General features: G+C 68.2%; 30 protein-coding genes. 17 read left to right on the forward strand and 13 right to left on the reverse strand.

The features are described from left to right. Both DPR14_RS03940 and DPR14_RS03945 read right to left on the reverse strand, forming a co-directional pair. Positions 1-936: a DUF58 domain-containing protein gene (locus DPR14_RS03940; protein WP_246148830.1), complete on the reverse strand. Its 936-nt coding sequence runs from the start codon at positions 934-936 to the stop codon at positions 1-3. 6 nt (positions 937-942) lie between these two features. Further along, entirely contained in the window at positions 943-1,950 is a 1,008-nt protein-coding gene (locus DPR14_RS03945; RefSeq protein WP_158047969.1) for an AAA family ATPase, read from the reverse strand. 208 nt (positions 1,951-2,158) lie between these two features. On the opposite strand from DPR14_RS03945, the gene DPR14_RS03950 reads away from it, so the two are divergent. The 5 genes from DPR14_RS03950 to DPR14_RS27115 are packed head-to-tail and all read left to right on the forward strand — an operon-like array spanning position 2,159 to position 5,255. Then, on the forward strand, positions 2,159-2,716 hold the full coding sequence (locus DPR14_RS03950; RefSeq protein ID WP_158044008.1) for a DUF1285 domain-containing protein: 558 nt from the start codon (positions 2,159-2,161) through the stop codon (positions 2,714-2,716). Continuing rightward, the gene (locus DPR14_RS03955) at positions 2,656-3,339 is read left to right on the forward strand and encodes a CoA pyrophosphatase (RefSeq protein WP_158044009.1); all 684 of its coding nucleotides are present in this window, start codon (positions 2,656-2,658) and stop codon (positions 3,337-3,339) included. The genes DPR14_RS03950 and DPR14_RS03955 overlap by 61 nt, the downstream gene beginning before the upstream one ends. After that, positions 3,333-3,635, forward strand: a complete 303-nt coding sequence (locus DPR14_RS03960; RefSeq protein ID WP_158044010.1) for a DUF6111 family protein — start codon at positions 3,333-3,335, stop codon at positions 3,633-3,635. Before DPR14_RS03955 ends, DPR14_RS03960 begins: the two co-directional genes overlap by 7 nt. A 4-nt stretch (positions 3,636-3,639) precedes the next feature. Continuing rightward, the gene (locus DPR14_RS03965; protein WP_158044011.1) at positions 3,640-4,827 is read left to right on the forward strand and encodes a CCA tRNA nucleotidyltransferase; all 1,188 of its coding nucleotides are present in this window, start codon (positions 3,640-3,642) and stop codon (positions 4,825-4,827) included. Positions 4,828-4,850: 23 nt separating this feature from the next. Then, positions 4,851-5,255: a hypothetical protein gene (locus DPR14_RS27115; protein WP_192499258.1), complete on the forward strand. Its 405-nt coding sequence runs from the start codon at positions 4,851-4,853 to the stop codon at positions 5,253-5,255. 159 nt (positions 5,256-5,414) lie between these two features. Here the strand turns inward: DPR14_RS27115 and hemF are convergent, their stop codons facing one another. Together hemF and DPR14_RS03980 are read right to left on the reverse strand one after the other, a co-directional pair. Beyond that, positions 5,415-6,299, reverse strand: a complete 885-nt coding sequence (gene hemF / locus DPR14_RS03975; RefSeq protein WP_158044012.1) for an oxygen-dependent coproporphyrinogen oxidase — start codon at positions 6,297-6,299, stop codon at positions 5,415-5,417. A gap of 4 nt (positions 6,300-6,303) precedes the next feature. Then, the gene (locus DPR14_RS03980; protein WP_246149291.1) at positions 6,304-6,756 is read right to left on the reverse strand and encodes a tRNA (cytidine(34)-2'-O)-methyltransferase; all 453 of its coding nucleotides are present in this window, start codon (positions 6,754-6,756) and stop codon (positions 6,304-6,306) included. A gap of 340 nt (positions 6,757-7,096) precedes the next feature. On the opposite strand from DPR14_RS03980, the gene petA reads away from it, so the two are divergent. The 5 genes from petA to DPR14_RS04005 all read left to right on the forward strand — a co-directional run bounded on the left by petA (position 7,097) and on the right by DPR14_RS04005 (position 11,188). Further along, a complete protein-coding gene (petA, locus tag DPR14_RS03985; protein WP_158044013.1) occupies positions 7,097-7,666 on the forward strand; it encodes a ubiquinol-cytochrome c reductase iron-sulfur subunit in 570 nt (189 codons plus the stop codon). A gap of 20 nt (positions 7,667-7,686) precedes the next feature. Continuing rightward, positions 7,687-8,946, forward strand: a complete 1,260-nt coding sequence (locus DPR14_RS03990; protein WP_158044014.1) for a cytochrome b — start codon at positions 7,687-7,689, stop codon at positions 8,944-8,946. A gap of 1 nt (position 8,947) precedes the next feature. Continuing rightward, entirely contained in the window at positions 8,948-9,715 is a 768-nt protein-coding gene (locus DPR14_RS03995) for a cytochrome c1 (protein ID WP_158044015.1), read from the forward strand. A gap of 94 nt (positions 9,716-9,809) precedes the next feature. Then, entirely contained in the window at positions 9,810-10,355 is a 546-nt protein-coding gene (locus DPR14_RS04000) for a DUF924 family protein (protein ID WP_158044016.1), read from the forward strand. Continuing rightward, the gene (locus DPR14_RS04005) at positions 10,355-11,188 is read left to right on the forward strand and encodes a VOC family protein (protein ID WP_158044017.1); all 834 of its coding nucleotides are present in this window, start codon (positions 10,355-10,357) and stop codon (positions 11,186-11,188) included. Before DPR14_RS04000 ends, DPR14_RS04005 begins: the two co-directional genes overlap by 1 nt. A 3-nt stretch (positions 11,189-11,191) precedes the next feature. Here the strand turns inward: DPR14_RS04005 and DPR14_RS04010 are convergent, their stop codons facing one another. Further along, complete coding sequence (locus DPR14_RS04010) at positions 11,192-13,636, reverse strand: putative bifunctional diguanylate cyclase/phosphodiesterase (protein WP_192499259.1); 2,445 nt, start codon at positions 13,634-13,636, stop codon at positions 11,192-11,194. A 167-nt stretch (positions 13,637-13,803) separates the two neighbouring features. Further along, on the reverse strand, positions 13,804-14,904 hold the full coding sequence (gene ychF / locus DPR14_RS04015) for a redox-regulated ATPase YchF (protein ID WP_158044019.1): 1,101 nt from the start codon (positions 14,902-14,904) through the stop codon (positions 13,804-13,806). Between the two features lie 154 nt (positions 14,905-15,058). Between ychF and DPR14_RS04020 the strand changes: the two genes are divergently transcribed. Continuing rightward, positions 15,059-15,283, forward strand: coding sequence for a hypothetical protein (locus DPR14_RS04020; RefSeq protein ID WP_158044020.1), 225 nt, complete (start codon positions 15,059-15,061; stop codon positions 15,281-15,283). A gap of 6 nt (positions 15,284-15,289) precedes the next feature. Here the strand turns inward: DPR14_RS04020 and pth are convergent, their stop codons facing one another. From pth to lgt, 6 genes are all read right to left on the reverse strand, one after another. Further along, a complete protein-coding gene (gene pth, locus DPR14_RS04025; protein ID WP_158044021.1) occupies positions 15,290-15,853 on the reverse strand; it encodes an aminoacyl-tRNA hydrolase in 564 nt (187 codons plus the stop codon). A gap of 4 nt (positions 15,854-15,857) precedes the next feature. Then, complete coding sequence (locus DPR14_RS04030) at positions 15,858-16,469, reverse strand: 50S ribosomal protein L25/general stress protein Ctc (RefSeq protein ID WP_158044022.1); 612 nt, start codon at positions 16,467-16,469, stop codon at positions 15,858-15,860. Between the two features lie 160 nt (positions 16,470-16,629). Continuing rightward, a complete protein-coding gene (locus DPR14_RS04035; protein ID WP_158044023.1) occupies positions 16,630-17,565 on the reverse strand; it encodes a ribose-phosphate pyrophosphokinase in 936 nt (311 codons plus the stop codon). A gap of 282 nt (positions 17,566-17,847) precedes the next feature. Further along, entirely contained in the window at positions 17,848-18,618 is a 771-nt protein-coding gene (gene pgeF / locus DPR14_RS04040; protein ID WP_158044024.1) for a peptidoglycan editing factor PgeF, read from the reverse strand. Positions 18,619-18,674: 56 nt separating this feature from the next. Next, positions 18,675-19,772 carry a class I SAM-dependent methyltransferase gene (locus DPR14_RS04045; protein WP_246148833.1) on the reverse strand — a complete coding sequence of 366 codons (1,098 nt, stop codon included), beginning with the start codon at positions 19,770-19,772 and terminating at the stop codon, positions 18,675-18,677. Continuing rightward, positions 19,765-20,613 carry a prolipoprotein diacylglyceryl transferase gene (lgt, locus tag DPR14_RS04050; protein WP_158044026.1) on the reverse strand — a complete coding sequence of 283 codons (849 nt, stop codon included), beginning with the start codon at positions 20,611-20,613 and terminating at the stop codon, positions 19,765-19,767. The genes DPR14_RS04045 and lgt overlap by 8 nt, the downstream gene beginning before the upstream one ends. A gap of 221 nt (positions 20,614-20,834) precedes the next feature. On the opposite strand from lgt, the gene DPR14_RS04055 reads away from it, so the two are divergent. From DPR14_RS04055 to proC, 3 genes are all read left to right on the forward strand, one after another. Next, entirely contained in the window at positions 20,835-21,209 is a 375-nt protein-coding gene (locus DPR14_RS04055; protein ID WP_158044027.1) for an accessory factor UbiK family protein, read from the forward strand. 266 nt (positions 21,210-21,475) lie between these two features. Further along, the gene (locus tag DPR14_RS04060; protein WP_158044028.1) at positions 21,476-21,982 is read left to right on the forward strand and encodes a type III secretion system chaperone family protein; all 507 of its coding nucleotides are present in this window, start codon (positions 21,476-21,478) and stop codon (positions 21,980-21,982) included. A gap of 3 nt (positions 21,983-21,985) precedes the next feature. After that, the gene (gene proC / locus DPR14_RS04065; protein WP_158044029.1) at positions 21,986-22,801 is read left to right on the forward strand and encodes a pyrroline-5-carboxylate reductase; all 816 of its coding nucleotides are present in this window, start codon (positions 21,986-21,988) and stop codon (positions 22,799-22,801) included. Between the two features lie 22 nt (positions 22,802-22,823). Here proC and DPR14_RS04070 read toward each other — a convergent pair whose 3' ends face one another. Beyond that, positions 22,824-23,687 (reverse strand): sigma-70 family RNA polymerase sigma factor, encoded by an 864-nt coding sequence (locus DPR14_RS04070; protein WP_192499260.1) that lies wholly within the window; start codon positions 23,685-23,687, stop codon positions 22,824-22,826. A 230-nt stretch (positions 23,688-23,917) separates the two neighbouring features. Between DPR14_RS04070 and DPR14_RS04075 the strand changes: the two genes are divergently transcribed. The 3 genes from DPR14_RS04075 to DPR14_RS04085 all read left to right on the forward strand — a co-directional run bounded on the left by DPR14_RS04075 (position 23,918) and on the right by DPR14_RS04085 (position 25,633). Next, positions 23,918-24,553, forward strand: coding sequence for a TetR/AcrR family transcriptional regulator (locus DPR14_RS04075; RefSeq protein ID WP_192499261.1), 636 nt, complete (start codon positions 23,918-23,920; stop codon positions 24,551-24,553). A gap of 116 nt (positions 24,554-24,669) precedes the next feature. Then, positions 24,670-25,122, forward strand: a complete 453-nt coding sequence (locus DPR14_RS04080; protein WP_158044032.1) for a phasin family protein — start codon at positions 24,670-24,672, stop codon at positions 25,120-25,122. 175 nt (positions 25,123-25,297) lie between these two features. Then, a complete protein-coding gene (locus DPR14_RS04085) occupies positions 25,298-25,633 on the forward strand; it encodes a tRNA-binding protein (RefSeq protein WP_158047971.1) in 336 nt (111 codons plus the stop codon). Positions 25,634-25,661 lie beyond the last annotated feature (28 nt).

Below are 25,661 nucleotides of genomic sequence, written 5' to 3' on the forward strand. Positions count from 1 at the left end.
TCAGCTCTTCGGTGCTTGGGCTGTCGGCCCTTGGAGGTTCTGGGCGATCGCCCCGTGAAGCGCGAGAAGCGCCGTCTGCGGCGGCCGGTCGGTCCGGTGCGTCGCGAAACTCCAGCCGGCGGCGCGGGCAAGGGCCGCCAGGCCGTCGCGGTGGGCCCCGAGCCGTTCCAGATAGGTCTGGCGAACCGCCTCGACGCGCGGGATCAGCAGCTCCTCCTCGCCTTCCATGCCCTCGAACTCGATCCGGCCGGCGAACGGCAGGGTCTCCTCCGCCGGGTCGAGCACCTGGACCAGATGCCCGCGCAGGCCGCGCCCGCTGATCGCCGCCACGGTCCGCTGGATCTCCGGCAGGGGCGACAGCAGGTCGCCGATCAGCACGACCTGGGCATGGCGGGGCAGGGGCGGCACCTTCGGCAGCCCGTCCTTCGGCAACTGGTCCTCGACAAGCGTCATGGCGAGGCGGTTGAGCGTCACCTTGTTGCCCGACGGCGGCATGCCCGATCCCAGCAGGGTCACCCGTTCGCCGCCGCGCACCAGCAGGACGGCGAGCGCCATGAGCAGCAGTTCGGCGCGCTCCCTCTTGGTCGGCAGGCCGGGGGACGACCGGTAGTTCATGGACGACGAGGCGTCGTGCCACAGCCAGACGCTCTGCGCCGCCTCCCATTCGTTCTCGCGCACGAAGACCGGCTGCGATTTGCCCGACTGGCGCCAGTCGATCATCAGGGCGCTGTCGCCGACCTCATACCGGCGGTACTGCCAGAAGGTCTCGCCCGTGCCGACCCGACGCCGGCCGTGGACGCCCTGGGCGACGGTGGACGCGACCCGGTCCGCCGCCACCAGCAGGGGCGGCAGACGCGATGCCAGCGCTTCCGACCTGTGCTGCGCCCGCAGCGCGGTCGCAGCGAGGTCGGGCTTGCCCATCCTGTCGCGCGCCATGCCCGGCTACCGCAGCGGGGCGCACAGGCGGTCGATCACGTCGTCGAGCGTGATGCCGTCGGCGCGGGCTGCGAAGTTCAGCGCCATGCGGTGTTTCAGCACCGGCTTGGCCAGGGCCAGCACGTCGTCGAGCGAGGGCGCCAGCCTTCCGTCGAGCACCGCGCGGGCGCGGGCCGCCAGCATCAGCGCCTGGCTGGCGCGCGGTCCCGGCCCCCAGGCCACATGGTTGCGCACCTCTTCCAGCTCGCTGGTCTCCGGCCGGCCGGAACGGACCAGCCCCAGGATGCCCTCGACCACGCTTTCGCCGACCGGGATGCGGCGGACCAGCCGCTGAGCCGCCATCAGGTCCGCCGGGTTCAGGACGGCGACCGCGGCCTCGTCCTCGATCCCGGTGGTGGCGATCAGCATGCGCCGCTCGGCGTCATAGTCGGGATACGTCACGTCGACCTGCATCAGGAAGCGGTCGAGCTGGGCTTCCGGCAGGGGGTACGTCCCTTCCTGCTCCAGCGGGTTCTGGGTCGCCAGGACGTGGAACGGCAGGGGCAGGGGATGGTAGTGGCCGGCGACCGAGACCCGGCGCTCCTGCATCGCCTGGAGCAGGGCCGACTGGGTCCGCGGGCTGGCCCGGTTGATCTCGTCCGCCATCAGGAGCTGGCAGAACACCGGGCCGGGGAGGAAGCGGAACGACCGGCGGCCGGTCTCGTCCTCCTCCAGCACTTCGGATCCCAGGATGTCGGCCGGCATCAGGTCGGGGGTGCACTGCACGCGCTTGTCGTCGAGGCCCAGGACGATGCCCAGCGTCTCGACCAGCCGTGTCTTGGCAAGGCCGGGGACGCCGATCAGCAGGACGTGACCGCCCGCGAGCAGGGTGATCAGGGTCAGGTCGACGACGTCCTGCTGGCCGAAGATGATGCGGCCGATCCGGTCCCGCACCATGGACAGCCGGCCGCCCAGCGTTTCGACCTCGGCCAGCAGCTGGGCCGGATTCTCAATCCCGGCAGACCCGTGGCGCATTGCATCGGTAGCGGTCAAATCAGGGATCTCCTGTGCTCTCAAGACAACCGGCCCCGGAAACCCGGCCCGAAACTCGGCCCGAAACTCGTGTGGTGCGATGCCCGTTCGTAATCCGGGTATCGGACCTAGATTAGCAGTATGGCGAAATTGCGTACCCGGGTTCCGATATTAACAGGAAATTCGGCTTCACAAGGGGGAAAGCAAGCCTATGACCAGTTCGATTCCGACGCCGGGCATGCCGTCCGGCCTGTTCCGGCCCGATGACCTGAGGCCGGACGAGGGTTATCCGATTCGCATCGATCGCGACGGCACTTGGCATTATCATGGATCGCCGATCCGCCGGCTGGAACTGTCCAGGCTGTTCTCGACCGTGCTCCGCCGCGACGAGGCGGGCGATTACTGGTTGGTCACTCCGGCGGAGCGCGGCAGGATACAGGTCGACGAGGTGCCGTTCACCGCGGTAGGGCTGACCGTCAGCGGGGAGGGCGCATCCCAGCGGTTGATCTTCCGCACCAACCTGGACGCCGAGGTGACCGCCGGGCCGGATCATCCGATCAGGGTTGAGGAGGATGATGGAACCGGCGAGCCGAGACCCTATATCCTGGTGCGTGACAATCTGGAAGCCAGGATTACGCGATCGGTCTTCTACGATCTGGTGGAGCGTGCCGAGACGCGCGAGGACGGAGAGGAAGTTCAGGTCGGAATATGGAGCATGGGCACATTCTTTCCTCTGGGGCGACCGATGAACAGGACGATCGGGATCTGACCGTCGGCGACATCACCAAGGAGCGGATCAGGAGCCTGATCCCGCGGTTCGCGGCCGCACCCAGCCGCACCCTCAACGTCAGGGGCGATCACGACCTCAATCCCGGCACCGGCGCCCCGGCCCAGCTTCGCCACGCGGCGGTGCTGGTCCCGCTGGTGGAGCGGCCGGACGGGATGACGATCATCTTCACCCAGCGCACCGCCCATCTGGCGGCCCACGCCGGGCAGATCAGCTTTCCCGGCGGCGGGATGGAGCCGACCGACCCGGACGCGCTCGCCTGCGCGCTGCGCGAGACGTCGGAGGAGATCGGGCTGGCGCCCGAGCGGGTCGAGGTGGCCGGGCGGCTGGACACCTACGTGACCCGTACCGGCTTCGAGATCACGCCGGTGGTGGGATTCGTCCGCCCGCCCTTCATCCTGAACCCGGACCCGTTCGAGGTGGCCGAGGTGTTCGAGGTGCCGCTGGACTTCTTCCTGAAGCCGGGAGCCGCCCTCAAGCAAACCCGCCACTTCCAGGGCACCGAGCGGCTCTTCTACGTGTTTCCCTACGAGCACCGATACATCTGGGGAGCGACGGCCGGGATGCTGGTGAACCTGGTCGACGTGCTGCACGGGCGATGCTGAAGAAACTGCTCCTGGTCGTGCTGCCGCTGATGCTGCCGACCCTGGTCTACATGGGGTACATGCTGATCGAGCGCCGCAAGGCGGTGGCGTCCGGCGGGTCCCCGCTGCCGTGGTGGGCGGGGGCGCCCTGGACCGCGCTGGTCGTCGGCGGCGTGGCGCTGGCCGGCCTGACGCTGGTGATGGTGGCGCTGACCGGCGGCTCCGACACGGCCGCCACGTACCAGCCCGCCCGCCTGATCGACGGCCGCGTGGTGGAGGGCGACACGACCCCGTCGGCTCCCGCGCCGGGGCGGTAGGGCCATGGAGCCCGCCGGCAGGATCGAGCTGCCTCCCGCAATGGCGGCGCCCGGAACCGTCAGGGTGTTCGACGCCCTCGCGGCGGACGGTGCCAAGGCCCGCTTCGTCGGCGGCTGCGTCCGCGACTCCCTGCTCCGGCGGCCCGTCAGGGACATCGACATCGCGACCGATGCGGAGCCGGAACGGGTCATGCGGCTGCTGGAGGCCGCCGGCCTCCGGGCGATCCCGACCGGGCTTGCCCACGGCACCGTCACCGCCGTGGCGGACGGCGGGCATTACGAGATCACGACGCTTCGTCATGATGTCGAAACGTTTGGGCGGCACGCCCGCGTGGCCTTCACCGACGACTGGATGATCGACGCGTCGCGCCGGGACTTCACCATGAACGCGCTGTTCTGCGCGATCGACGGCACCCTCTACGACCCGTTCGGCGGCGTCTGCGACGCGCTGGCCGGCCATGTCCGCTTCGTCGGCGATCCCCGCGCCCGCATCACCGAGGACGTGCTGCGCCTGCTCCGCTTCTTCCGCTTCCAGGCCCATTACGGCCGCACCCCGCCGGAGCCGGCGGCGCTCGACGCCTGCGCCGGCTTGGCGCCGCTGCTGCCCCGCCTGTCGGGCGAGCGGATCCAGGGCGAGCTGTTCCGGCTGCTGGGCGCCGCCGACCCGCTGCCGGTGCTGCGCCTCATGGCCGATCTGGGGATCATGGCGCATCTGCTGCCGCAGGCGACCGCGCTCGGCCGGCTCGGGCTGCTGCTCGGCATGGCGCCCGACCGGGCCGATCCCGTGCTGCGCCTGGCGGCCCTGCTGGATGTGGACCGCGCCGGCGCCCTGGAGGTCGCGGAACGGCTGCGGCTCTCCAACGCCGATGCCGACCGGCTGGCACTGCTGGCCGCACCCCCGGTGGACCCGGCCACCGTCAATCTCCGCCACGCGCTGTACCGGCTGGGTCCCGGCAAGGTCCGCGACGCCGCCCTGCTGCACGCCCCGGGCCGCATGGCCGAGGTGGAGCGGGTGATCGGCGCCTGGGAGGACCCCCGTTTCCCGCTCCTGGGCCGCGACCTGCTCGACATCGGCATTCCCCGGGGCAAGCTGGTCGGACAGCTCTTGCGCGACCTGGAGCGCTGGTGGGAAGATCGGGACTATCGCCCGGACCGCGATGAATGCCTGGCCGAACTGCGCGCCCGGCAGTGAACCCAGGGAGGGGGACCCCAGCGATGCGCGCCCTGATCGTCACCGTCGTCCTCGCCGCCGTCCTGATCGCCCTCGTCTTCGGCAACGCCGCGTTCTCCATCGCCGTGCTGGCCGACCGGATCGGCGGCGTCAACGCCTTCACCTATCGGATCGCCTCGACCGCCGTCCTGATCCTGGCCGTCGCCTGGCTGCACGCGCGCCTGACGGCGGGTCCCGGCTGGCTCCCCCGTGCCGTCCTCGCCGGCGTGCTCTGGCTCGCCGCCTCGGTCACGCTGGAACTGACGATCGCCCGCTCCGTCATGGGCGTCAGCTGGCCCAACCTGCTGGCCAACTACGCCTTCTGGCGCGGCGAACCCTGGCCCTTCGTCCTGCTGCTGGAACTGGCCGCCCCGATCCTGTTCGGCTGGCTGCGCAACCGGAAGCCGTAGGGCTGCGAAACGTCGGCCGTCGGTGCTCTCCCGGGGGAATGCTCCTGATAAAAGGATATCAGATCATCCACAGATGAACGCAGATGGACACAGATAAGGCTTGAATATCTGTCTCCATCTGCGTGCATCTGTGGACAATAAAAGCCACTTAATCATGCCTCACGGCCACTTCACCTCCGGCGGCATGGACATCAGGATCGCCTCCACGTTGCCGCCGGTCTTCAGGCCGAAGGTCGTGCCGCGGTCGTAGAGCAGGTTGAATTCCACGTAGCGGCCGCGCCGCACAAGCTGGTGGTCGCGCTGCCCGGGTGTCCAGGGATCGTTCATGTGCCGGCGGACGATCCGGGGATAGACGTCCAGGAAGCCCAGCCCGACGTCGCGGGTAAAGGCGAAATCGGCCTCCCAGTTCCCGGAATCCAGGTTGTCGTAGAAAATGCCGCCGATGCCGCGCGGCTCGTTCCGGTGCGGCAGGAAGAAGTAGCGATCGCACCACTCCTTGAAGCGGTCGTAGTAATCCGTTCCATGGGCGTCGCAGGCCCGCTTCAGCGCCGCGTGGAAATCGGCTGCGTCCTGCTCGGCCGGAAACATCGGCGTCAGGTCGGCGCCACCGCCGAACCAGCCGATGCTGGTGACGATGTGGCGCGTGTTCATGTGGACCGCCGGGACCAGCGGCGAGCGCATGTGGGCGACCAGGCTGATGCCGGCGGCCCAGAACCTTCCGTCGTCCGCCGCGCCCGGCATGTTCTTGCGGAACTCGGGACTGAAGGTGCCGTGGACGGTCGAGATGTTCACGCCGACCTTCTCGAACACCCGGCCGCGCATGATCGACATCACGCCGCCCCCTCCGTGCGATCCCTCGGCGTCAGGTCTGTCCCAGGCCTTGCGCTCGAACCGGCCGGCCGGCATGTCCGAATGGGTGCCGGTCAGCTCGTCCTCCAGCGCCTCGAACGCGGCGCAGATCCGGTCGCGCAGTTCGGCGAACCAGGAGGCGGCCCGGGCCTTGTGCTCCTCGGTCGGGACCGTGCGGTCCTTCGTGTCGTCCATTCCCTCAGTCCCTTCCCGTTTCCATTCCCATACCGTCGGTTCCCATGCCGTCGGTTGCCATGCCGACGGGGGCAGTCTGCCGCAACGCCTCGCCCAGCACCATGGCCGCGGCGAGGGCCACGTTCAGCGACCGCACGCCCGGCCGCATCGGAATCCTGACCCGGGCGTCCGCGGCCTCGGCGACGCTGTCCGGCACGCCGGCGCTCTCGCTGCCCATCAGCAGCGTGTCGCCCGGCTCGAACGTGAAGCCGAGATAGGGGATCGAACCGCGCGTCGTCAGGAGGACGATTCGGCCGCGCTTCGTTCCGGCAACGAATTTTTCCCAGGAGGCATGGCGGGCGAGATCAAGATGATCAATATAATCCATGCCGGCACGGCGCAGCCTGCGATCGTCCAGGATGAAGCCGCAGGGCTCTATGATGTCCAGCGGCACACCCAGGCAGGCGGCCAGGCGCATCATCGCACCGGTATTCTGGGGGATGTCGGGCTGGTAGAGCGCGAGCCTGATGCGGCTAGTGTCTGTGGGCGGAAAAATCAAGAGTCATTCTTTCTGCGAAACGACCCGGTCGGGCAAGCGCGACACTATGTCTCCGGAACTCCGGCTTTCCTTGACCGGGAACCGGAGGTATATCCCTGTCGTAACTGCGGCCGGCGCGAACCGGTCCCTAGTCCCGAGGTTTTGGGCTCGAGGTTTTGGGCAAGGTCCGAAGCAGACACGGCCGAAAACTATTGTTAATGTCCGTCCGGTTTGCAAGCGCGCGGCAGTGCGCTTGCCAGGGCCAAGGAGAGAAAAGCTAATGTCGGATACCACCCATCCGGCCGGTGCTGGCGGTCAGGGAGGCCACGAAGGCGAGGGAGCGACCCGTCGCGATTTCCTCTATCTCGCCACCGCAGCAGTCGGCGCGGTCGGCGTAGCGTCGGTCGCCTGGCCGTTCATCAACAGCATGAACCCGGCGGCCGATACGCTGGCGCTCGCGCAGATCGACGTCGATCTGTCGCCGGTCCAGGTCGGCCAGTCCATCACGGTCACGTGGCGCGGCAAGCCGGTCTTCATCCGCCGCCGTACGGATCAGGAGATCGCGACCGCCGAGCAGGTCAACCTCGCCGAGCTGCCCGACCCCGCGCCCGACAGCGCCCGCGTCCAGCAGCCGCAATGGCTGGTCATGGTCGGCGTCTGCACCCATCTCGGCTGCGTCCCGCTCGGCCAGAAACCGACCGATCCCAAGGGTGATTACGGCGGGTGGTTCTGTCCCTGCCACGGTTCGCACTACGACACCTCGGGCCGCATCCGCCGGGGTCCGGCACCGCTGAACCTCGCCGTTCCGGAATACGCCTTCCTGACGGACACCTCGATTCGCCTCGGCTAGTTGGTCAACTGGAGCTGAACATGGCTGCCCCGCAGTTCAAGAACCCCATAGTCCGGTGGATCGACTACCGTCTGCCGATCTTCACCGGGCTGCACCACGAGTACAATGAATACCCGATGCCGAAGAACTGCAATTATTTGTGGTCCTTCGGCGCGATCGCGATGGTCACGCTGATCATCATGATCGTCTCCGGCATCACTCTGGCGATGAGCTACACGCCGCATACCGACCACGCCTTCCAGTCGGTCGAGCGCATCATGCGCGACGTCAACTCGGGCTGGCTGATCCGCTATGTCCACATGAACGGCGCGTCGATGTTCTTCATCGCCGTGTTCATCCACATCTTCCGCGGCCTGTATTTCGGGTCCTACAAGGCTCCGCGCGAGATCCTGTGGATGCTGGGCGTCGTCATCCTGCTGCTGATGATGGCCACCGCCTTCATGGGCTACGTCCTTCCCTGGGGCCAGATGAGCTTCTGGGGCGCCACCGTCATCACCAACCTGTTCTCCGCCTTCCCGATCATCGGCGACCACATCGTCACCTGGCTGTGGGGCGGCTTCTCGGTCGACAACCCGACCCTCAACCGTTTCTTCGCGCTGCACTACCTGCTGCCGTTCGTCCTGCTGGGCGTGGTGTTCCTGCACGTCGCCGCCGTACACGTCCACGGTTCGAACAATCCGGTCGGCATCGACATCAAGGGTCCGCAGGACAGCCTGCCGTTCCATCCCTACTTCACGATCAAGGACACCTTCGGCCTCAGCATCTTCCTGCTGGTGTTCGCCGGCTTCGTGTTCTTCGCGCCGAACTTCATGGGCCATCCGGACAACTACATCCCGGCCAACCCGCTGGTCACCCCGGCGCACATCGTCCCGGAATGGTACTTCCTGCCGTTCTACGCGATCCTCCGCGCGGTCCCCGACAAGCTGGGCGGCGTGCTCGCCATGTTCGGCGCCATCGCGGTGCTGTTCTTCCTGCCCTGGCTCGACACCTCCAAGGTCCGCAGCTCCAACTACCGGCCGATCTACCGGCAGTTCTTCTGGGTGCTGGTCGTCGCCTGCCTGGTGCTGGGCTATGCCGGCGCCATGCCGGCCGAAGGCATCTGGCTGACCCTGGCCCGCGTCGCGTCGATCTACTACTTCGCCCATTTCCTGATCATCCTGCCCCTGCTCGGCAAGCTGGAGCGACCCCGGCCGCTTCCCAGCAGCATCAGCGAACCCGTTCTGAAGGGCGGTGGTCGTCTCGCGACCGCGGCAGCCGCCAAGCCGATGGAGAAGGCCTAACATGCGCGCGTTGAAGACGGTCATCCTGGCCGCGGCCGTCGGCCTCGGCCTCACGGGCACCGCCCTTGCCGCCGGCGAATCCGCGGTTCCGCCCAAGCAGGAATGGTCCCACAGCGGCATCTTCGGCACCTTCGACCGGGCGGCGCTGCAGCGCGGCTTCCAGGTCTACAAGGAAGTCTGCTCGAGCTGCCACTCGATGGACCTCGTGGCGTACCGCAACCTCCAGGCGCTGGGCTTCAGCGAGGACGAGGTCAAGGCCATCGCGGCGCAGTACGAGGTCACGGCGGGCCCCAACGACAACGGCGAGATGTTCGAACGGCCCGCCATTCCGGCGGACCACTTCAAGAACCCGTTCCCGAACGAGCAGGCCGCCCGCGTGGCCAACGGCGGCGCCTATCCGCCCGACCTGTCGCTGATGGCGAAGGCCCGTCCGCACGGCGAGGACTACATCCACGCCCTGCTGGTCGGTTACGAGGATCCGCCGGAGGGCTTCACCGTGCCCGACGGCCAGTACTACAACAAGTACTTCCCCGGCCAGCTGATCGGCATGCCGCCGATCCTGCAGGACGACAGCGTCACCTACGCCGACGACACGCCGGCCACCCAGGCCCAGTTGGCGCACGATGTCGCGGCCTTCCTGACCTGGGCGGCGGAGCCTCACCTGGAGACGCGCAAGCAGACCGGCGTGAAGGTCATCCTGTTCCTCCTCGTCTTCACGGGTATGATGTACGCCGTGAAGCGCAAGGTCTGGGCCGACGCGCACCCCTGAGTGCCGCCGGTATCCGTTGGAACCATGGAAAAGGGCGCCTCGGGCGTCCTTTTCTGTTTTCAGGTCCCGCGTGGCCAAGGGGAGGAAACGACGAATGATGACGTTCCACGACATCAACGGCTTCTGGTTCAGGCCGGCGACCCGGCCGAACTGGTTCGAGAAGAGCGACGCCTTCGACGCCGAAGTCCGGCGGCTCCTGCTGCCCGTCTACGATCAGGCGGCGGCGAACCGGCTGACCGACTGGCAAGACCACCCGCGGGGCTGTCTTGCATTGGTCATCCTGCTCGACCAGGTGCCCCGCAACGCCTTCAGGGGCAACCTCCGGGCGTTCGCGACCGATGCAGCCGCCCGCGACCTGACGAAGCTGGCGATCGAGCGCGGCTACGACGGCGGCTTGGACAGGGACGAGCGCACGTTCCTCTACCTGCCGCTGGAGCACAGCGAGGATCTGGCGGACCAGCGACTCTCGGTCGAGCTGTTCCGCGACCGGGTGGGCGATGCAGAGTATCTCGACTATGCCGAACGGCACCTGCGGATCATCGAGCGGTTCGGCCGCTTTCCCCATCGCAACCGGATCCTCGGCCGCGTCTCGACCGAGGAGGAAGAGGACTTCCTGAAGCAGCCGGGCGCGTCGTTCTGATGGCGGCCTCGGCGACGGGTCCGCTCTCGGGCATCGATCACACCCTGGTCGGAGTCCGCGACCTCGAAGCGGCGCGCGGGACTTGGCGGCGCCTCGGCTTCACCGTAACCCCGCGCGGCCGTCACATCGGCTGGGGGACCGGCAACTACTGCATCATGTTCCCGGGCGACTATGTCGAGCTGCTCGGCATCGTTGATCCCGGCCAGTTCCTGAACCGCCTTGACACCCTGCTGGAGACGCGGGGCGAAGGGTTCCTCGGGCTCGCCTTCGCGGCTTCCGACGCGGCCGCGGTCCATCGGGCCTACCCCGCCGCCGCGCAGCCGCCCAAGGACCTCGCCCGGCTGCTGGAGCTTCCCGAAGGCACCGTCATGCCTCGGTTCTCGCTGGTGCATTTCAAGCCGGAGGCGACGCCCGGCCTGTCGGCCTTCTGCTGCACCCACCTGACGCCCGACCTGCTGCGCCGTCCGGAATGGCTCGACCACGCCAACGGCGCCGTCGGCCTGGAGGGGGTCACGGTTCCGGCGGAGGATCCCGCCGCGCTGGCGCCCGCCTACGCGGCATTGTTCGGCCCGGCGGCGCTTCATGCCGGCAGGGGCCGCCTCGACGTCTGCGCCGGGTCTCACGACCTGCGCTTCGTCGCTCCGGATCGTCTCGCCCGCCGCTATCCCGGCCTGGAGCCCGCGCCGGTGATGACGGTGCTCTGCCGCGACCTGGTGGAGACCGGCGCCTTCCTGAGCAGTCAGGGAGTTTCGACGGCGGAAGCTCCGGGTGCCCGCATCGTCGTGCCGCCACACCATGCCAACGGCGTCATCCTGGAGTTCGCCGTATCCTGAGCCCTACACCGCGAGCCGGCGTACCAGCGCCGGGATGTCGGCGACCGGCGTCGGCGGCGCGAACAGGAAGCCCTGCATGCGGTCGCACCGGTAGGCCCTGAGGAAGATCAGCTGCTCGTGGGTCTCGACCCCCTCGGCGACCACGCCCATCTTCAGGGCATGGGCCATGTTGATGATCGCGTTCACGATGGACGCGGCGTCGGGGTCCTCGACCATGCTCTGGACGAAGCTCTTGTCGATCTTGATCGCTTCGATCGGGAAACGCTTCAGATAGCTGAGCGAGGAGTATCCGGTTCCGAAATCATCGAGCATGAAGCGGACGCCGGCCGCGTGGAGCTCAAGCAGCGCGTCGCGGATCCCCGGCGTGCTGCGGAACAGCGCCGTCTCCGTCAGCTCGAGCTTCAGGTGGGATGCCGGCAGGCCGGAATCCCTCAGGATCGCCAGCGCCTTGCGGCTCAGGTGCGGGTCGCTCACCTGGCGGCCCGACAGGTTGACGGAGACCGGCACGTCGACCACCCCCTCGCGCCGCCACTCCGCCATCTGGCGGCAGGCGTCGCGCAGCACAAGTTCGCCCAGGGGAATGATGAGACCGGTTTCTTCCGCTGCCGGAATGAACTCGCCGGGGGAGATCAGGGCGCCGTCCTCGCCGCGCCAGCGGACCAGCGCCTCGAAGCCGGTCAGCTTCAGCGTCTCGACCTCGATCTTGGGCTGGTACAGCAGTTCGAACTGGTCGGCGTCGATCGCGCGGCGCAGCCGGCTCTCCAGGGAGAGCTGGCGGGCCGCATGGGTCTCCATGTCGGGGGAGTACAGCTCGTACCGCGAGGTGCCGAGATCGCGGGCGCGCTGCAGGGCGGCCCCAGCCATCCGGACCAGCTCGTCCGGCCCCGTGGCGTCGGCCGGGAACAGGCTGACCCCGATCATCGGCGGCAGCAGGAAGTCCTGTCCGTCGGCTTCGATCGGCGTTCCGAAGGTGGCGATGATGCTCTTCACCGTCGCCAGCGCCTCGTCATGGTCGGCCAGGTCGGGGAGCAGCACGGCGAACAGGTCGTCGCCGATCCGGCCGACCAGGTCGCCCGGACCCAGCGCCCGGCGCAGCCGGTCGACCAGCCGCCGCATCAGGTGTTCCGCGGCGCTGCGGCTGTGAGCGAACCGGATCGGGTCGAGCCGGTCGAAGCTGATCGCCAGCAGGGCCGCGACCCGGCCGGCGGATTCCGACTGCTCCAGCGCCCCGGCGACGCGCTCGCTGAAAAGCGACAGGTTGGGCAGGCCGGTGACCTGGTCGAATGAGGCGAGATAGTGGATGCGCTCGCGGGCGCGGCGGGTTTCCGTCACGTCCTCGAACAGCCCGATGATGTATTTGGGCCGCCCCAGCGGATCGCGCACCAGTGATGCCGTGGTGCGCGCCCACAGGGCGGTGCCGTCGCGGCGCTGGAACCGGCGCTCGGTCTGGAAGGTCGCCCGGCGGCCGCTCAGCAGCTCCTGGAACCGGCCGGTGACATGGGAGATCTCGTCGACATGGACGAACTGCTTGAACGACTTGTCGATCAGCTCGTCCCGCCCGTAGCCCAGCATGTTCTCCAGGGTGCGGTTGACGTCGATGATCCTACCGTCCACGGCCGCATATCCGATGCCGACCCCGGCATGTTCGAAGATCGAGCGGAAGCGCTGCTCGCTGTCGCGCAGCGCCTGCTCGGCCACCACCCGCTCCGAGATGTCGATGCTCGACCCGAACAGGCGGGTGACCCGCGATCCCGCCACTCCGCCGGTGATCGGCACCAGCCGGGTTTCCCAATGGCGGCGGCCGGTCGGCAGGTGGAGCACTTCCTGGAAGGTGGTCGGCAGCCGGCGCTTGACGCAGGTCCGGTAGTGGGCGAGCACGCTGGCTGCATCGTCCGGCGGCAGGACCTCCTCCGGGCTGCGGCCGACCACGTCGGCGGCGACCAGGCCGGTCTGTTCCTCATGGCGGCGGTTCAGCATCGCGTAACGGAAGCTGCCGTCCGGCAGGACGTCGACGATGAAGACGGCGGCCAGGAGGTGGTCGATGACCAGGCTGATCTGGCCGTCGCTCGGGCCGGTGTCCTCGGTGACCAGGATGTGCGAAGCCGGGGCGTCTCCGGACGGGCCGTCCGATGGACCGATCGGCCGGACGATCAGCGCAACCGGGCCGGCCGTCAGGTTGAGGATGATGGTCGCGACCTCGTTGCCGGCCAGTACCTCGGCCAGACGGGCGATATCCTCCGGACGGGCCAGCCGTCCGGCCAGTTCGCCCAGCGGCCGCCCGACGATCTCGTCGACGGTGGCGCCCAGCAGGTGCGTGAAGCGGCTGTTCACCGCGACGACCTGGGGTTCGGCCGGAGGCGCCGCCGGTCTTCTCAGGATCGCGTGACCGGTTCCTTCGGACGCCGGGTTGCGCGGATGCGCGATCAACGCTTCCAGACCATCGGCCATCACATCATACATGCCTGTACTTAAACCCATTGATCCGGCCCATTGATCCGGCTCGTGCCGTACTAGCTCCTGTCAGAAGTAACACAGTAAGCCGGATCATTGCCCCATTTTTAGTAAAAAATCTTTTCTCCTATCGTTTGTATTAAGATGGTAATGACTTCGCAGCTTTACACGTTGAAGCGGAAATGGAATATGTCGCCGTCTTGAACGACATACTCTTTGCCTTCCTGCCGCATCTTTCCCGCTTCTTTCGCAGCTTGCTCGCCGCCCAGTGTGACAAAGCTGTTATAATCGATTGTCTCGGCCCGGATGAAACCCCGTTCGAAGTCACTGTGGATCACCCCGGCGGCTTCGGGAGCCTTCGCGTTGCGCCGCACCGTCCAGGCCCGCGCCTCCTTGGGGCCCACCGTGAAGAAGGTGATCAGGTCGAGCAGGGCGTAACCGGCGCGAATCACCCGGTTCAAACCCGGCTCGTCCAGTCCCAGGGCTTCCAGGAATTCCGTCTTTTCCGCCGCGTCGGCGAGCTGGGCCACCTCCGACTCGATCGCCGCGGAAACGACGACGCTGGCCGCACCCTGCGCCTTCGCCATTTCGTCGACCTTGGCCGACAGGGCGTTGCCGGTGGCGGCCGAGGCTTCCTCGACGTTGCAGACATAGACGACCGGCTTGCCGGTCAGCAGCAGCAGGGACTTGAACAGCGGCTCCTCGTCCGCGGACACCTCGAGCGTCCGGGCAGCTTTGCCGGCCTGGAGGACCGCCAGGGCGCGCTCCATCATGTCGGCGGTCGCCTTGGCTTCCTTGTCGCCGCCCTTGGCCTTCTTCTGGGTGGCGGTCAGCCGGCGCTCCAACCCGTCCATGTCGGCCAGCATCAGTTCCGTCTCGACGGTCTCGGCATCGCGGATCGGGTCGATGCCGCCCTCGACATGGGTGATGTCGTCATCCTCGAAGCAGCGCAGCACATGGACGATGGCATCGACCTCGCGGATGTTGCCCAGGAACTGGTTGCCCAGCCCCTCGCCTTTGCTCGCCCCCCGGATCAGCCCGGCGATATCGACGAATTCGAGCTGGGTCGGGATGATCTTCGCCGACTTCCCGATCGCCGCGATCTTGTCCAGCCTCGGGTCGGGCACGCCGACGCGGCCGACGTTCGGCTCCTTGGTGCAGAAGGGGAAATTGGCTGCTTCGGCCGCCTGGGTGGCGGTCAGCGCGTTGAACAGTGTGGACTTGCCCACATTCGGCAGGCCGACGATGCCGCAGTTGAAACCCATGGGGATGCCGTCGCTTTCAAGAGATTTTCCGGGGGCCGTCGTCCGGCCCGTCTGCCAGCTTATATGCGGTACCGGGGACTAAAACGAAAGTCCCGTACGGCCCCGCGCGGCTCATGCTATGATAGCCCTATCGAAAAGGGGAGATCCGCCGACCATGTCCGATCCGCGCCAGGAACTGCTGCGCCAGATGGCCGCCCTGCGGAGCAGCCTAGACCCCAAGGTGATCGAACGCCTCAACCTCGCCAGCGAGGGCAAGGTACCCTACGACCGGGACACCGCCCAGAATGCGGTCCGGCAGTTCCTGGCGACCCGGCACGACGGCGGCAGGTTCCAGCGCAAGCTCGTGGACGCGCTCAGGAAAGGCGGCGGAAAGGACTGACGGGGCTCAGGCGGCCAGCGCCACGCGGCTGGCGAACTTCTCGGGCTGGCCGGCGACCATCAGCGGAAACTCCCGCGCGACGGTGTCGAGCAGCGGCTCCAGCCAAGCCTGCTCGGTCTTGCCGAAATCATGCAGGACATAGCCGTGGACCTGGTCCTTGTGGCCGGGATGGCCGATGCCGAGCCGGATGCGCCAATAGTCCTTGCCGATATGATCGTCGATCGAGCGCAGGCCGTTGTGGCCTCCGTGCCCGCCGCCCTGCTTCACCCTGACCTTGCCGGCGACCAGGTCGAGGTCGTCGTGGATCACGATCACCTGGGGCGGAGCAAGCTTGAAGAAGCGCATCGCCTCGCCGACGGACTGGCCGGAGAGGTTCATGAAAGTGTGCGGCTTCAGCGCGAGCACCTTCTCCGCATCGACCGATCCGTCGCAGCTCTGCCCCTGGAAGCGCTTGCGCCATGGGCCGAAGCCATGGCGGCGGACGATCCCGTCCACCGCCATGAAGCCGATATTGTGCCGGTTGCGGGCATATTCCGACCCTGGATTGCCCAGACCCACCAGCAGCAGCATTGGCTTACTCCTGCGCCTCCGGCTCCTCGCCGGCGGCTTCCGACTTCACCGCCGACGGGGCGGCGATGGTCGCGACCGTGAAGTCGCGGTCGGTGATGGTCGGCTTGACGCCGGCCGGCAGCGTGACTGCGCTGATGTGGATCGAGTCGCCCAGGTCGAAGCCGGTCAGGTCCACGGTGATGTGCTCCGGGATCTCCTCGGCGCCGCACTCGACCTCGATCGCATGGCGGACGATGTTCAGCATGCCGCCGCGCTTCAGGCCCGGCGACTTCTCCTGGTTGACGAACTCGACCGGAACTTCGACGGTGATCCTGGCTTCCCCGCTGACGCGCAGGAAGTCGACATGGATCGGCGTGTCGGTCACCGGGTCGAACTGCACGTCGCGCGGCAGCACGTGATAGGACGCGTCGCCGACCTTGACGTCGAACAGGTGCGTGAAGAAGCCCGGGGTGCGCAGGATGCGGTTGAACTTCAACCGGTCCAGCGAGATCATCACCGGTTTTTCCTTGTTGCCGTAGATCACGGCGGGGATCCGGCCTGCGCGGCGCGTCTGACGGGCAACCCCCTTGCCGGCCCGGTCGCGCGCCTCGGCGGCGAGAACTGTAGCTTCGGACATACTATACTACTCCATCGACAAGGCGGCCGCTCGGGGCCGCCTTTGGGTGAACGCCAGCCTCCAGGGGTGCTGGCGTACCGCGGCCGCCTTGCTCGGCGCCGACCGCAGGTCCCTGTACGGGGAGCCGTCCCCGGCTCCCGCGAATTCCTGAATGATCCGATCAGTTGAACAGGCTGGAAACCGACCGTTCCTCGCTGATCCGGGTGATCGCCTCCGCGATGAGCGGGGCTATGGTGAGCTGGCGCACGTTGCGCGACACGCGTACGGCCTCGGTCGCCTGGATGCTGTCGGTGGTCACCAGCATTTCCAGCGGCGACGAGGACACCCGGGCGACCGCGCCGCCCGACAGCACGCCGTGGGTGACATAGGCGCTGACCGACTTCGCGCCTTCCTTCATCAGGGCGGCGGCGGCGTTGCACAGGGTGCCGCCGCTGTCGACGATGTCGTCCACCAGGATGCAGCGCCGGCCCTCGACCTCGCCGATGATGTTCATCACCTCGGACACGCCGGCCCGCTCGCGGCGCTTGTCGATGATCGCCAGGTCGGCGTCGAGTCGCTTGGCGATGGCGCGGGCGCGCACCACGCCGCCGACGTCCGGCGACACGATGACGAGTTGCTCGCCGTGCTTGGTGGTCTCCTGGATGTGGCGGACGAAGACCGGCGCGCCCTCCAGGTTGTCCAACGGGATGTCGAAGAAGCCCTGGATCTGGCCGGCGTGCAGGTCCAGCGTCAGCACGCGGTTGGCGCCGGCCATGGTGATCAGGTTGGCCACAAGCTTGGCCGAGATCGGGGTCCGGGGACCCGTCTTGCGGTCCTGCCGGGCATAGCCGTAATAGGGCAGCACGGCCGTGATGCGGCGCGCGGAACCGCGGCGCAACGCATCGATGGTGACCAACAGCTCCATCAGGTTGTCGTTAGCAGGGTATGAAGTCGACTGGATGACGAACACGTCCTCGCCGCGGACGTTCTCCAGTATCTCGACGAACACTTCCATGTCCGAGAAACGACGAATGCTGGCCTTGGTCAACGGCACGTTGAGTGCGGCCGAGATCGCTTCGGCCAGCGGCCGGTTGCTGTTGCCGGCAATGACTTTCATACTTCGCAGCTCTCTTCTGGAAATAGTGCCGTTGACGCCGCCCCGACTGTCCGGAGCCGGTGCAACACGAAATCGGGCGGGACCATATCAGCCCGCCCCCGTCATGTAAATGTTCCATGACGGTCGTCGCGGCCCCCATGCACCCCGGACATGGGGTCGACGCGCCGTGTTCCTTGCCGGGTGGAAAGGAAGCGGAAAGCTGCGTCAGATGACGCAGCTCACCATCATTCCCAGCACGCAGAAAGCGATGAGCATGATCACGTAGGGCATCGGCGCGGGGCCTCAGGACTGCCGGACGATGACCGAGATGCCGCGGCCGTAGTCCGTCTCGCCGCGCAGGGTCGCCCGGCGATAGCTGAAGAAGCGGTCCTCCTCAGCGACCGTGTCGTTCGGGCAGCGCTGGAGCATCGCGATGCCGCTGCGGCCGAGCCGGCGCCCGACATAGCCGCCGACATCGAACATGAAGTGCCCGGCCCGGCGCGACGGCGCGAAGAAGTCGGCGTTGGCCGCGTCGTCCGCGAGGAACGGGGCAGGAAACTCCGGTCCCACCTCGTAGGAGCGCTGGGCGATGCAGGGGCCGATCGCCGCCACGATGCGGTCGGGACGGGCGCCGAGCGCCGCCATGGCGCCGACCGTCGCCTCGATCACGCCGGCCTTGGCGCCCTTCCATCCGGCATGAGCGGCCCCGATCACCCCGGCTTCGGCGTCGGCGAACAGGACCGGGACGCAGTCGGCGGTGAGGATGCCGAGAGCCACGCCCGGGGTCGCGGTGACCATGGCGTCGGCGCGGGGCGGCGTCTCGCCGGGCTGCCAGGGCCGTTCCACCGTCACCACGTCGGGGCTGTGGACCTGGTAGAGCGTGACCAGCCGGTCGGACTCCAGGTCGAAGGCCGCGGCGCAGCGCCGCCGGTTCTCCGCGACGTGGCGGGGGTCGTCGTTCGATCCGAGCCCGCAGTTCAGGGACGCGTATATGCCCGTGCTCACGCCTCCCCGCTTGGTGAAGAAGCCGTGCCGGATTGCCGGAATATCGTTCAGCGCGCCGAGTGTGATCACGTCAGGGTCCAATGCTCCATGTCGGGTCCTTTCCGCTCCGATGGCCTCCCGGCCGGTCAGAGTCCCGCGGCGCCGTCCTGCCGGGGATCGGTGAGGGCCAGGACCTTGAACAGTGTGCCCATCTCGGACCCGTCGATCAAGCGATGGACGGCCGAATCGATGTCCGCAGCCTGCGCCGGCGTCGCCCGCCGGCGCAGCTGGCCGGCTCGTTCCCGGATGCCCAGGGCCGTCAGGAACGCGCCCTGCGTCGTCGGACCCCAGGCCCGGGCGCCGCCCGACCGCGCCGCGTCGACCAGCATCCCGAAATCCACGTGGGCCGTCAGGTCGGCCGTTCCGGGTGACTCCAGCACCGGTACGAAGGCGTGGCGCCGCATCGCCTGGAGCGTCTCGCCCGCCGCGGAAACAGGATGGCCGTAATCGCAGATCAGGGCGGCTCCGCCCGATGCCGCCAGCCGGGCGCCCAGCTCGTGCGCGACGGCCATCGCAGCGGGGCACGCTTCGAACACGCTGCCCGGCGGCGCCTCCCGGACGGCGGCCGGTATCAACGCCTCGACGGGACCCGGCCGGCGGTCGAGCACGAAGCGGAAACCGCCGCCCGCGTCGTCGACGTCGACCATGCGCTCGGTCCAGCCATGCACGGTCTTGACGAACTGCCGGATCGGCAGGGCGTCGAAGAATTCGTTGGCGATCAACAGGAGCGGGCCGTCCGGCACCCCGGCCAGCGCGTCGTGCCAGAGGGGAGGACGGTCTTCCAGGACCGGGGCCAGCAGGTCGCGCTGCCGTTCGCGCAGGACCGGGCTGGTCTCGACCAGATGGACCCGGGCGGCGTCGCGGAACTTGGGCACCATCGCGGCGGCGCGCAGGGCGTCGCGCATCAGGGTGCCGCGCCCCGGTCCAAGCTCCACCAGGTTGACCCGGTCGGGCGCCCCCATCGCGGACCAGGTATGGGCGCACCACAGGCCGATCAGCTCCCCGAACATCTGGCTGATCTCCGGCGCCGTCACGAAGTCGCCCGCGGCGCCGAACCGGTCGGCGGTGATGTAGTAGCCGTGCTGCGGGTGCCCCAGGACGTCGCCCATGAAGGCCGCCACGGAAACCGGCCCCTCGACGGCGATGCGCCGCTTCAGGTGCCCTGTCAGGCCGCCGTCATCCATCCCGCGCATCCGCCCGGCCGGCCGTCCGTCGCCCTTCCGCCCGGACCCGGCGCCGGGCGTAAATCACCAGCGCGAGCCCGAACAGCACCATGGGAACGGACAGGATCTGGCCCATGGTTGCGTGGCCGCCCAGCAGGAAACCCAGCTGCGGGTCGGGTTCCCGGAAGTATTCGGCGAAAATCCGCGACAGGCCGTAGCCGATGAAGAAGATCCCGGCCAGCAGCCCGGGCCGCGCCCTGACCGAGGGACGCCGGGCCAGCACGGCCAGCACGGCGAACAGCACCAGCCCCTCCAGCGCTGCCTCGTAGAGCTGGCTGGGATGGCGGGGCAGGCCGCCCGCCCGTTCCCCCGGGAAGATCACCGCCCACGGCACGTCGGTCACGCGGCCCCACAGCTCGGCGTTCACGAAGTTGGCGATCCGCCCGAAGAACAGGCCGATCGGGGCGGCGCAGGCGATCATGTCGCCGAGCGCCAGCGGCGAGAAGCCGCGCCGGCGCGAGAACAGCAGGATCGCCGCCATCACCCCCAGGAGCCCGCCGTGGAACGACATGCCGCCGTGCCAGACCGCCAGCGCCTCCAGCGGATTGCTCAGGTAATATCCGGTATTGTAGAAGAGCACGTAGCCGATCCGGCCGCCCAGGATCACGCCGATCACCGCCCAGGTCAGGAAATCGTCGAAGTCGACCGCGGTCGGCGGCCGCTCGTCCTTGCGCGCCAAGTGTATGCAGTACCGCCACCCGGCGACGAAGCCGATCAGGTAGGCCAGGGCGTACCAGCGGATCGCGAGGGGACCGATCTGGATCGCGACCGGGTCGATGGCGGGGAACAGGATGGCAAGCATGGCGCGGTTCGACTTCGGTGTGGCGGCGGCCCCGGGAAAATACCTCCCGCGGGACTGGCCAGGGGACGGGGTAACCCGCCGGGGCTGGCGCCCTTATAAGCTCCCTTGCCGCGCCGCCGCAAGGCACCCCTGCCGCACCGGCTGCGTCTCCCCGGCCGATGCGGCGTTGATTCGGCCCCGGCCCATCCCCATAATATTGTCTCTTTGAAGGATACGGATCCATGCAGGTCGATAACAAGCTTCTCGACGATCTGGCCCGGGTGGCGGGCGGCGCGGTCGGCGCGCTGACCGGCTTGCGCGGTGAGGTCGAGGCACAGGTGCGCCAGCAGTTCGAACGCATCCTCAGCCGGATGGACGTGGTCAGCCGGGAGGAGTTCGAGGCCGCCCGCGAAATGGCGGTGAAAGCCCGTTCCGAGCAGGAAGAGCTGTCGGACCGGGTGACCTCGCTGGAGGCGCTCGTCGCGACCCTTCTGGCCGAACGCGAGCTGGTCCACGAGACGCCCGGCCCGAAACGCCCGGCCGGCGGCCACGCCGCCAAGCCCGCCGGGGACCAGGCGGGGGACGCCGCGTCCGGTCCCGCGTCCGGCGGCGCCTGACCGCCTTTGGCCCGGCTGCCGATACGTCCGCGATCCGCTGGATCGCGGGCGGCGTTCCGGGTCGTGTGCAAATTTATGGAATTCTGTTGCGGGCGCGGGGCCGTTCTGTCACGGTCCTCGGGGTAGTGGCCCCATGACCACCTTGATACGGCATCTCGGGGCATAGCACGTCAGACGGTACATGCCGGCTGGGTCCTCGGGATTGGGCCGTTTCCGGTGGCGACCGGGGCGAACGCCGTTCACCGCGCGATTAGGGAGTCGCAGGCATGTCGGCAGTTGCCGTCGAAGAAACCCCCACGTCAACGCTCAATCCCCTGGACATCGTCGAGGAGATCGTCGTGGCCAACGAGTGGCCGTTCGACCGTTCCAACGATGATGAGCTGATCGTCGAGATCGCCGCGCGCTGGTGCGATTACCGCCTCTATTTCGTCTGGCAGGGCGAGGTGAGCGCGATGCAGTTCTCCTGCCAGTTCGACATGAAGGCGCCCAAGTCCCGGCGGCAGGAGCTGAACGAGTTGCTGTCCGAGGTCAATGCCAAGATGTGGCTGGGCCATTTCGACATCTGCCCGGACGAGCACACCCCCATGTTCCGCCACACGACGCTGCTGCGCGGAGCGCCTCGGGCGAGCATCGAGCAGATGGAGGATCTGGTCGAGATCGCTCTGATGGAGTGCGAGCGCTTCTATCCCGCCTTCCAGTTCGTCATCTCCGGCGGCAAGTCGGCGTCGGAAGCCGTGACCGCGGCCATCCTGGACACCGTGGGGGAGGCCTGAGCGATGGGTTGCTCGCTGCTTCTGGTCGGATGCGGCAAGATGGGCGGCGCCATGCTCGACGGCTGGTTCGCCGCGCGGACGGTCGACGACGTGGTCGTGGTCGAGCCGCAAGGCGCCTTCGGTGCCGATTCCGCGTTGGGCGAGCACCGGATCGTGCGCTGCGCCGGCCCGTCGCGGATCCCGCCGGGCTTCGATCCCGACGTGGTGGTCTTCGCCGTCAAGCCGCAGGTGATGGACGAGGTGGTGCCCGGTTACGCATCCTTCGCCCGTCCGGGCACGGTGTTCCTGTCGATCGCCGCGGGCAGGACCATCGGCTACTTCGCCGAGCGCCTCGGCGCGGAAGCGGCCATCGTCCGGGCCATGCCGAACACCCCGGCCGCGGTCGGCCGGGGCATGACCGTCGCCGTTCCCAATGCCATGGTCACCGAGCAGCAGCGCCGGCTGTGCGACACGCTGCTGGGGGCGGTCGGCCAGGTCGCCTGGGTCGCGGACGAGGGGATGCTGGACGCCGTCACCGCGGTATCGGGCGGCGGGCCGGCTTATGTCTTCCTGCTGATCGAGGCACTGGCCAAAGCCGGCGTGGCCGCCGGGCTTCCGGAGGATCTGGCGATGCGGATCGCCCGGGCGACGGTCGCCGGCAGCGGCGAGCTTGCGGTGCGGTCGGCCGAGCCGGCGTCCGAGCTGCGCCGGAACGTCACCAGTCCCAACGGAACCACCCAGGCGGCGCTTGAGGTGCTGATGGCGGAGGACGGGATCCAGCCGCTGTTCGACCGCGCCATCGCCGCCGCCACCGCCCGGTCGCGCCAGCTCGCGGGCTAACTCTCCGGATCGGGCAGGCCGGTCAGCCGCCCGGCATGCCGTGCACGGCGACCAGCGGCTGCAGCATCTCGCGCAGGCGGAGCAGCGCGCGTTTCTCCAGCTGCCGCACCCGGTCCTTGGAGATCCCCAGTTCCCGCCCGATCGCCTCGAAGGTCGGCGCCGCGTCGCTCATGTGACGGTGTCGGATGATCGCCGCCTCGCGCGCCGGCAGCATGGCCAGCGCCCGGTCGATCAGGCCGCTCCAGGCCCTGCCCATGCTGCTTTGCTCGACCAGTTCCTCCGCGTTGGGCTGGTCGGCGGGCAGCCGGTCGAGCAGGGTCTCGGCCTCCTCGGCGTCGCCGGCCGGCAGGTCGAGCGACTGGTCGAGCCGCGCGATCCTGTGGGCGAGACCCGAGACTTCGGCGCGGGGCATGTCGAATCGCGTCGCCAGCACGGCCAGCGCCTCGTCGTCGAGCCCGTCGGACGAGGTCTTCCGCTCGGCGGCGACCTTCTTGAGGGCGAAGAACAGGGCCTTGTGCGCGGCGGTCTTGCCGACCCGCACCAGCGACCACGACCGGACCACGTAATCCTGGATCGAGGCCCGGATCCACCACATGGCGTAGGTGCCGAGCCGCGCCCCGCCGTCGGGGTTGAACTTGCGCACGGCCTGGATCAGGCCGAGCGTGCCCTCCTGGATCAGGTCGTTCACCGGCAGGCCGAACCGCCCGTAGCTGCGGGCGATCCGGATCACGACGCGCAGGTGGCTCGCGACCAGACGCTCGGCCGCGACCTGGTCGCCGGCCGCCGAGCGCAGAGCGAGGTCGCGCTCCTCATCCGGGGTCAGATAGGGAAGCCGGTGAGCCAGTGTCATGAGGCAGCCGGAGGCCCAGCCGAACGAAGCAGTCATGGTTTTCATGCCCGAAGCAGGTTTCGCGCCCGACGGGGGAGGCGCGGCAGCATCGCATGCCCTTGCACACAGTCAACTCCTCATCGCGCCGATCGTCACCGCCGGGCGGGGCAAATCGGGATGGTCTTCCGGCATATTCGACGCGGGGCCGGCCCGGGGGCTTTGGCATCCGCGCCGGCGGCCCAATCTTAATGCCATGGCAAACGAACTGCACGGGAATCACTGGAACCATGGCCAAGAAGGCTGATCTGTCACGCCAAATCATCGATGCCGCCATGAAGCAGGCCGCGGACAAGGGATGGCGGGCCACGACCATGGCCGACATCGCCGCCGAAGCGAAGCTGTCGCTGGCCGACATATACCGGATCTTTCCGGGCAAACCCGACATCCTGCGCGGGTTCACCCGCCAGATCGACGAAGCCGTGCTGTCCGGGAGCGGGCAGGGGGACGACGGGGAATCCCCGCGCGACCGGCTGTTCGACGTGATGATGCGCCGCTTTGACGCACTAACCCCCTACCGGGCTGCGGTGGAGAGCATTTCCCGCGACCTGCGCTCCGATCCGATCGCCGCGGCGTGGCACGCCTGCGCCCTGCGGCGCTCGCTCGCCTGGATGCTGGAAGCCGCCGGGATCTCGGCGGACGGTCTCCCCGGCGTGCTCCGGGTCAAGGGGCTGGGGGCGATCTACCTGGCGGTCATGAGGGTTTGGCTGACCGACGACAGCGCCGACCTGTCGCGCACCATGGCGGCGCTCGACGCCAGGCTGCGCCAGGCGGAGCAGTTCTCCCGCACCCTGCGCTCCCGCGGGGGCCGCGGCGGCGCCTCCCGGCCGGACGGCTCCCCGGACCAACCCGGCGTAACGGTCTGAGGGCCGCTGTTGTTGCGCTGCACAAAAGAAGTTGACGCAGAATTGCGCAATCTGCATGATGCGGCATCAAACCTGTTGCGGCGCAGCAACGATGAATGCTTTCAAGGGGATGGCACATGGCAAAGACTAACCCGTTCTTCGACGTCGACGTTTCCAAGTTCACCGACGTTTCGAAGCTGATGTCCGAATTCAAGCTTCCCGGTGTCGACGTCGAGTCCGCGCTCGCCGCGCAGCAGAAGAACATCCAGGCCCTGACCGCCGCCAACCAGCTCGCGTTCGAAGGCTTCCAGGCCGTTGCCCGCCGGCAGTCCGAGATCCTGCGCCAGACCATCGAGCAGACCACCTCCATCGTGTCCGAGCTGCTCGCCGCCGGCTCGCCGGAGGAGAAGGTCGCCAAGCAGGCCGACCTCGTGAAGGTCGCCTTCGAGAAGGCCCTGGCCAACACCCGCGAGCTGGCCGAACTGGTCACCAAGTCCAACTCCGAGGCCGCCGACGTGATCAACAAGCGCGTCAGCGAGAGCCTGGAAGAGCTGAAGTCGGCCGTCGCCAAGGCCAAGGCGGCGAAGTAAGCACGATCGAGGCAGGGTCCGGCGGTCGCCGGGCTTGGTCCGCCAGGGTGGGGCCGCAGCCGGGAAACCGGCGGCGGCCTTGTCATTTGCGCGCCCGGCCGCTAGCCTCCGCAACCTTGAAATAAAGAGGGGGGAGGGACTGCGCATGACCGGCAAGGGCGGAACGACGGCCACCATGAACATCGGCTTCGAGGATTTCCTCAAGGTCGACATCCGCGTCGGGACGATCACCGCCGTGGAGCCTTATCCCGAGGCGCGCCGCCCGGCCTACAAGCTCCAGGTGGATTTCGGCCCGGAGATCGGGGTGCGTCGCACCTCCGCCCAGATCACCCGGCATTATACGCCGGAAACGCTGGTCGGCCGCCAGGTTGCCGGGGTCGTCAATTTCCCGCCGAAGCAGATCGGCAAGTTCATGTCCGAAGTCCTGGTATTGGGCTTCCCCGACGAGAACGGGGAGGTCGTGCTCGTCACGCCGGAGCGCAAGGTTCCGGACGGCGGACGGCTGTATTGACGGTGCGCCGATCCAAAATCGAGCCGAT

The organism is Skermanella pratensis (assembly GCF_008843145.1).
Lineage (GTDB): Bacteria > Pseudomonadota > Alphaproteobacteria > Azospirillales > Azospirillaceae > Skermanella > Skermanella pratensis.

Excerpts from the sequence above, each read along its gene's own strand:
- DPR14_RS03940 (WP_246148830.1), bottom strand. The coding sequence starts at position 936 with ATGGCGCGCGACAGGATGGGCAAGCCCGACCTCGCTGCGACCGCGCTG.
- DPR14_RS03945 (WP_158047969.1), bottom strand. The coding sequence starts at position 1,950 with ATGCGCCACGGGTCTGCCGGGATTGAGAATCCGGCCCAGCTGCTGGCC.
- DPR14_RS03950 (WP_158044008.1), top strand. The coding sequence starts at position 2,159 with ATGACCAGTTCGATTCCGACGCCGGGCATGCCGTCCGGCCTGTTCCGG.
- DPR14_RS03955 (WP_158044009.1), top strand. The coding sequence starts at position 2,656 with ATGGAGCATGGGCACATTCTTTCCTCTGGGGCGACCGATGAACAGGAC.
- DPR14_RS03960 (WP_158044010.1), top strand. The coding sequence starts at position 3,333 with ATGCTGAAGAAACTGCTCCTGGTCGTGCTGCCGCTGATGCTGCCGACC.
- DPR14_RS03965 (WP_158044011.1), top strand. The coding sequence starts at position 3,640 with ATGGAGCCCGCCGGCAGGATCGAGCTGCCTCCCGCAATGGCGGCGCCC.
- DPR14_RS27115 (WP_192499258.1), top strand. The coding sequence starts at position 4,851 with ATGCGCGCCCTGATCGTCACCGTCGTCCTCGCCGCCGTCCTGATCGCC.
- hemF (WP_158044012.1), bottom strand. The coding sequence starts at position 6,299 with ATGGACGACACGAAGGACCGCACGGTCCCGACCGAGGAGCACAAGGCC.
- DPR14_RS03980 (WP_246149291.1), bottom strand. The coding sequence starts at position 6,756 with ATGCGCCTGGCCGCCTGCCTGGGTGTGCCGCTGGACATCATAGAGCCC.
- petA (WP_158044013.1), top strand. The coding sequence starts at position 7,097 with ATGTCGGATACCACCCATCCGGCCGGTGCTGGCGGTCAGGGAGGCCAC.
- DPR14_RS03990 (WP_158044014.1), top strand. The coding sequence starts at position 7,687 with ATGGCTGCCCCGCAGTTCAAGAACCCCATAGTCCGGTGGATCGACTAC.
- DPR14_RS03995 (WP_158044015.1), top strand. The coding sequence starts at position 8,948 with ATGCGCGCGTTGAAGACGGTCATCCTGGCCGCGGCCGTCGGCCTCGGC.
- DPR14_RS04000 (WP_158044016.1), top strand. The coding sequence starts at position 9,810 with ATGATGACGTTCCACGACATCAACGGCTTCTGGTTCAGGCCGGCGACC.
- DPR14_RS04005 (WP_158044017.1), top strand. The coding sequence starts at position 10,355 with ATGGCGGCCTCGGCGACGGGTCCGCTCTCGGGCATCGATCACACCCTG.
- DPR14_RS04010 (WP_192499259.1), bottom strand. The coding sequence starts at position 13,636 with ATGGCCGATGGTCTGGAAGCGTTGATCGCGCATCCGCGCAACCCGGCG.
- ychF (WP_158044019.1), bottom strand. The coding sequence starts at position 14,904 with ATGGGTTTCAACTGCGGCATCGTCGGCCTGCCGAATGTGGGCAAGTCC.
- DPR14_RS04020 (WP_158044020.1), top strand. The coding sequence starts at position 15,059 with ATGTCCGATCCGCGCCAGGAACTGCTGCGCCAGATGGCCGCCCTGCGG.
- pth (WP_158044021.1), bottom strand. The coding sequence starts at position 15,853 with ATGCTGCTGCTGGTGGGTCTGGGCAATCCAGGGTCGGAATATGCCCGC.
- DPR14_RS04030 (WP_158044022.1), bottom strand. The coding sequence starts at position 16,469 with ATGTCCGAAGCTACAGTTCTCGCCGCCGAGGCGCGCGACCGGGCCGGC.
- DPR14_RS04035 (WP_158044023.1), bottom strand. The coding sequence starts at position 17,565 with ATGAAAGTCATTGCCGGCAACAGCAACCGGCCGCTGGCCGAAGCGATC.
- DPR14_RS04045 (WP_246148833.1), bottom strand. The coding sequence starts at position 19,772 with ATGGATGACGGCGGCCTGACAGGGCACCTGAAGCGGCGCATCGCCGTC.
- lgt (WP_158044026.1), bottom strand. The coding sequence starts at position 20,613 with ATGCTTGCCATCCTGTTCCCCGCCATCGACCCGGTCGCGATCCAGATC.
- DPR14_RS04055 (WP_158044027.1), top strand. The coding sequence starts at position 20,835 with ATGCAGGTCGATAACAAGCTTCTCGACGATCTGGCCCGGGTGGCGGGC.
- DPR14_RS04060 (WP_158044028.1), top strand. The coding sequence starts at position 21,476 with ATGTCGGCAGTTGCCGTCGAAGAAACCCCCACGTCAACGCTCAATCCC.
- proC (WP_158044029.1), top strand. The coding sequence starts at position 21,986 with ATGGGTTGCTCGCTGCTTCTGGTCGGATGCGGCAAGATGGGCGGCGCC.
- DPR14_RS04070 (WP_192499260.1), bottom strand. The coding sequence starts at position 23,687 with ATGACTGCTTCGTTCGGCTGGGCCTCCGGCTGCCTCATGACACTGGCT.
- DPR14_RS04075 (WP_192499261.1), top strand. The coding sequence starts at position 23,918 with ATGGCCAAGAAGGCTGATCTGTCACGCCAAATCATCGATGCCGCCATG.
- DPR14_RS04080 (WP_158044032.1), top strand. The coding sequence starts at position 24,670 with ATGGCAAAGACTAACCCGTTCTTCGACGTCGACGTTTCCAAGTTCACC.
- DPR14_RS04085 (WP_158047971.1), top strand. The coding sequence starts at position 25,298 with ATGAACATCGGCTTCGAGGATTTCCTCAAGGTCGACATCCGCGTCGGG.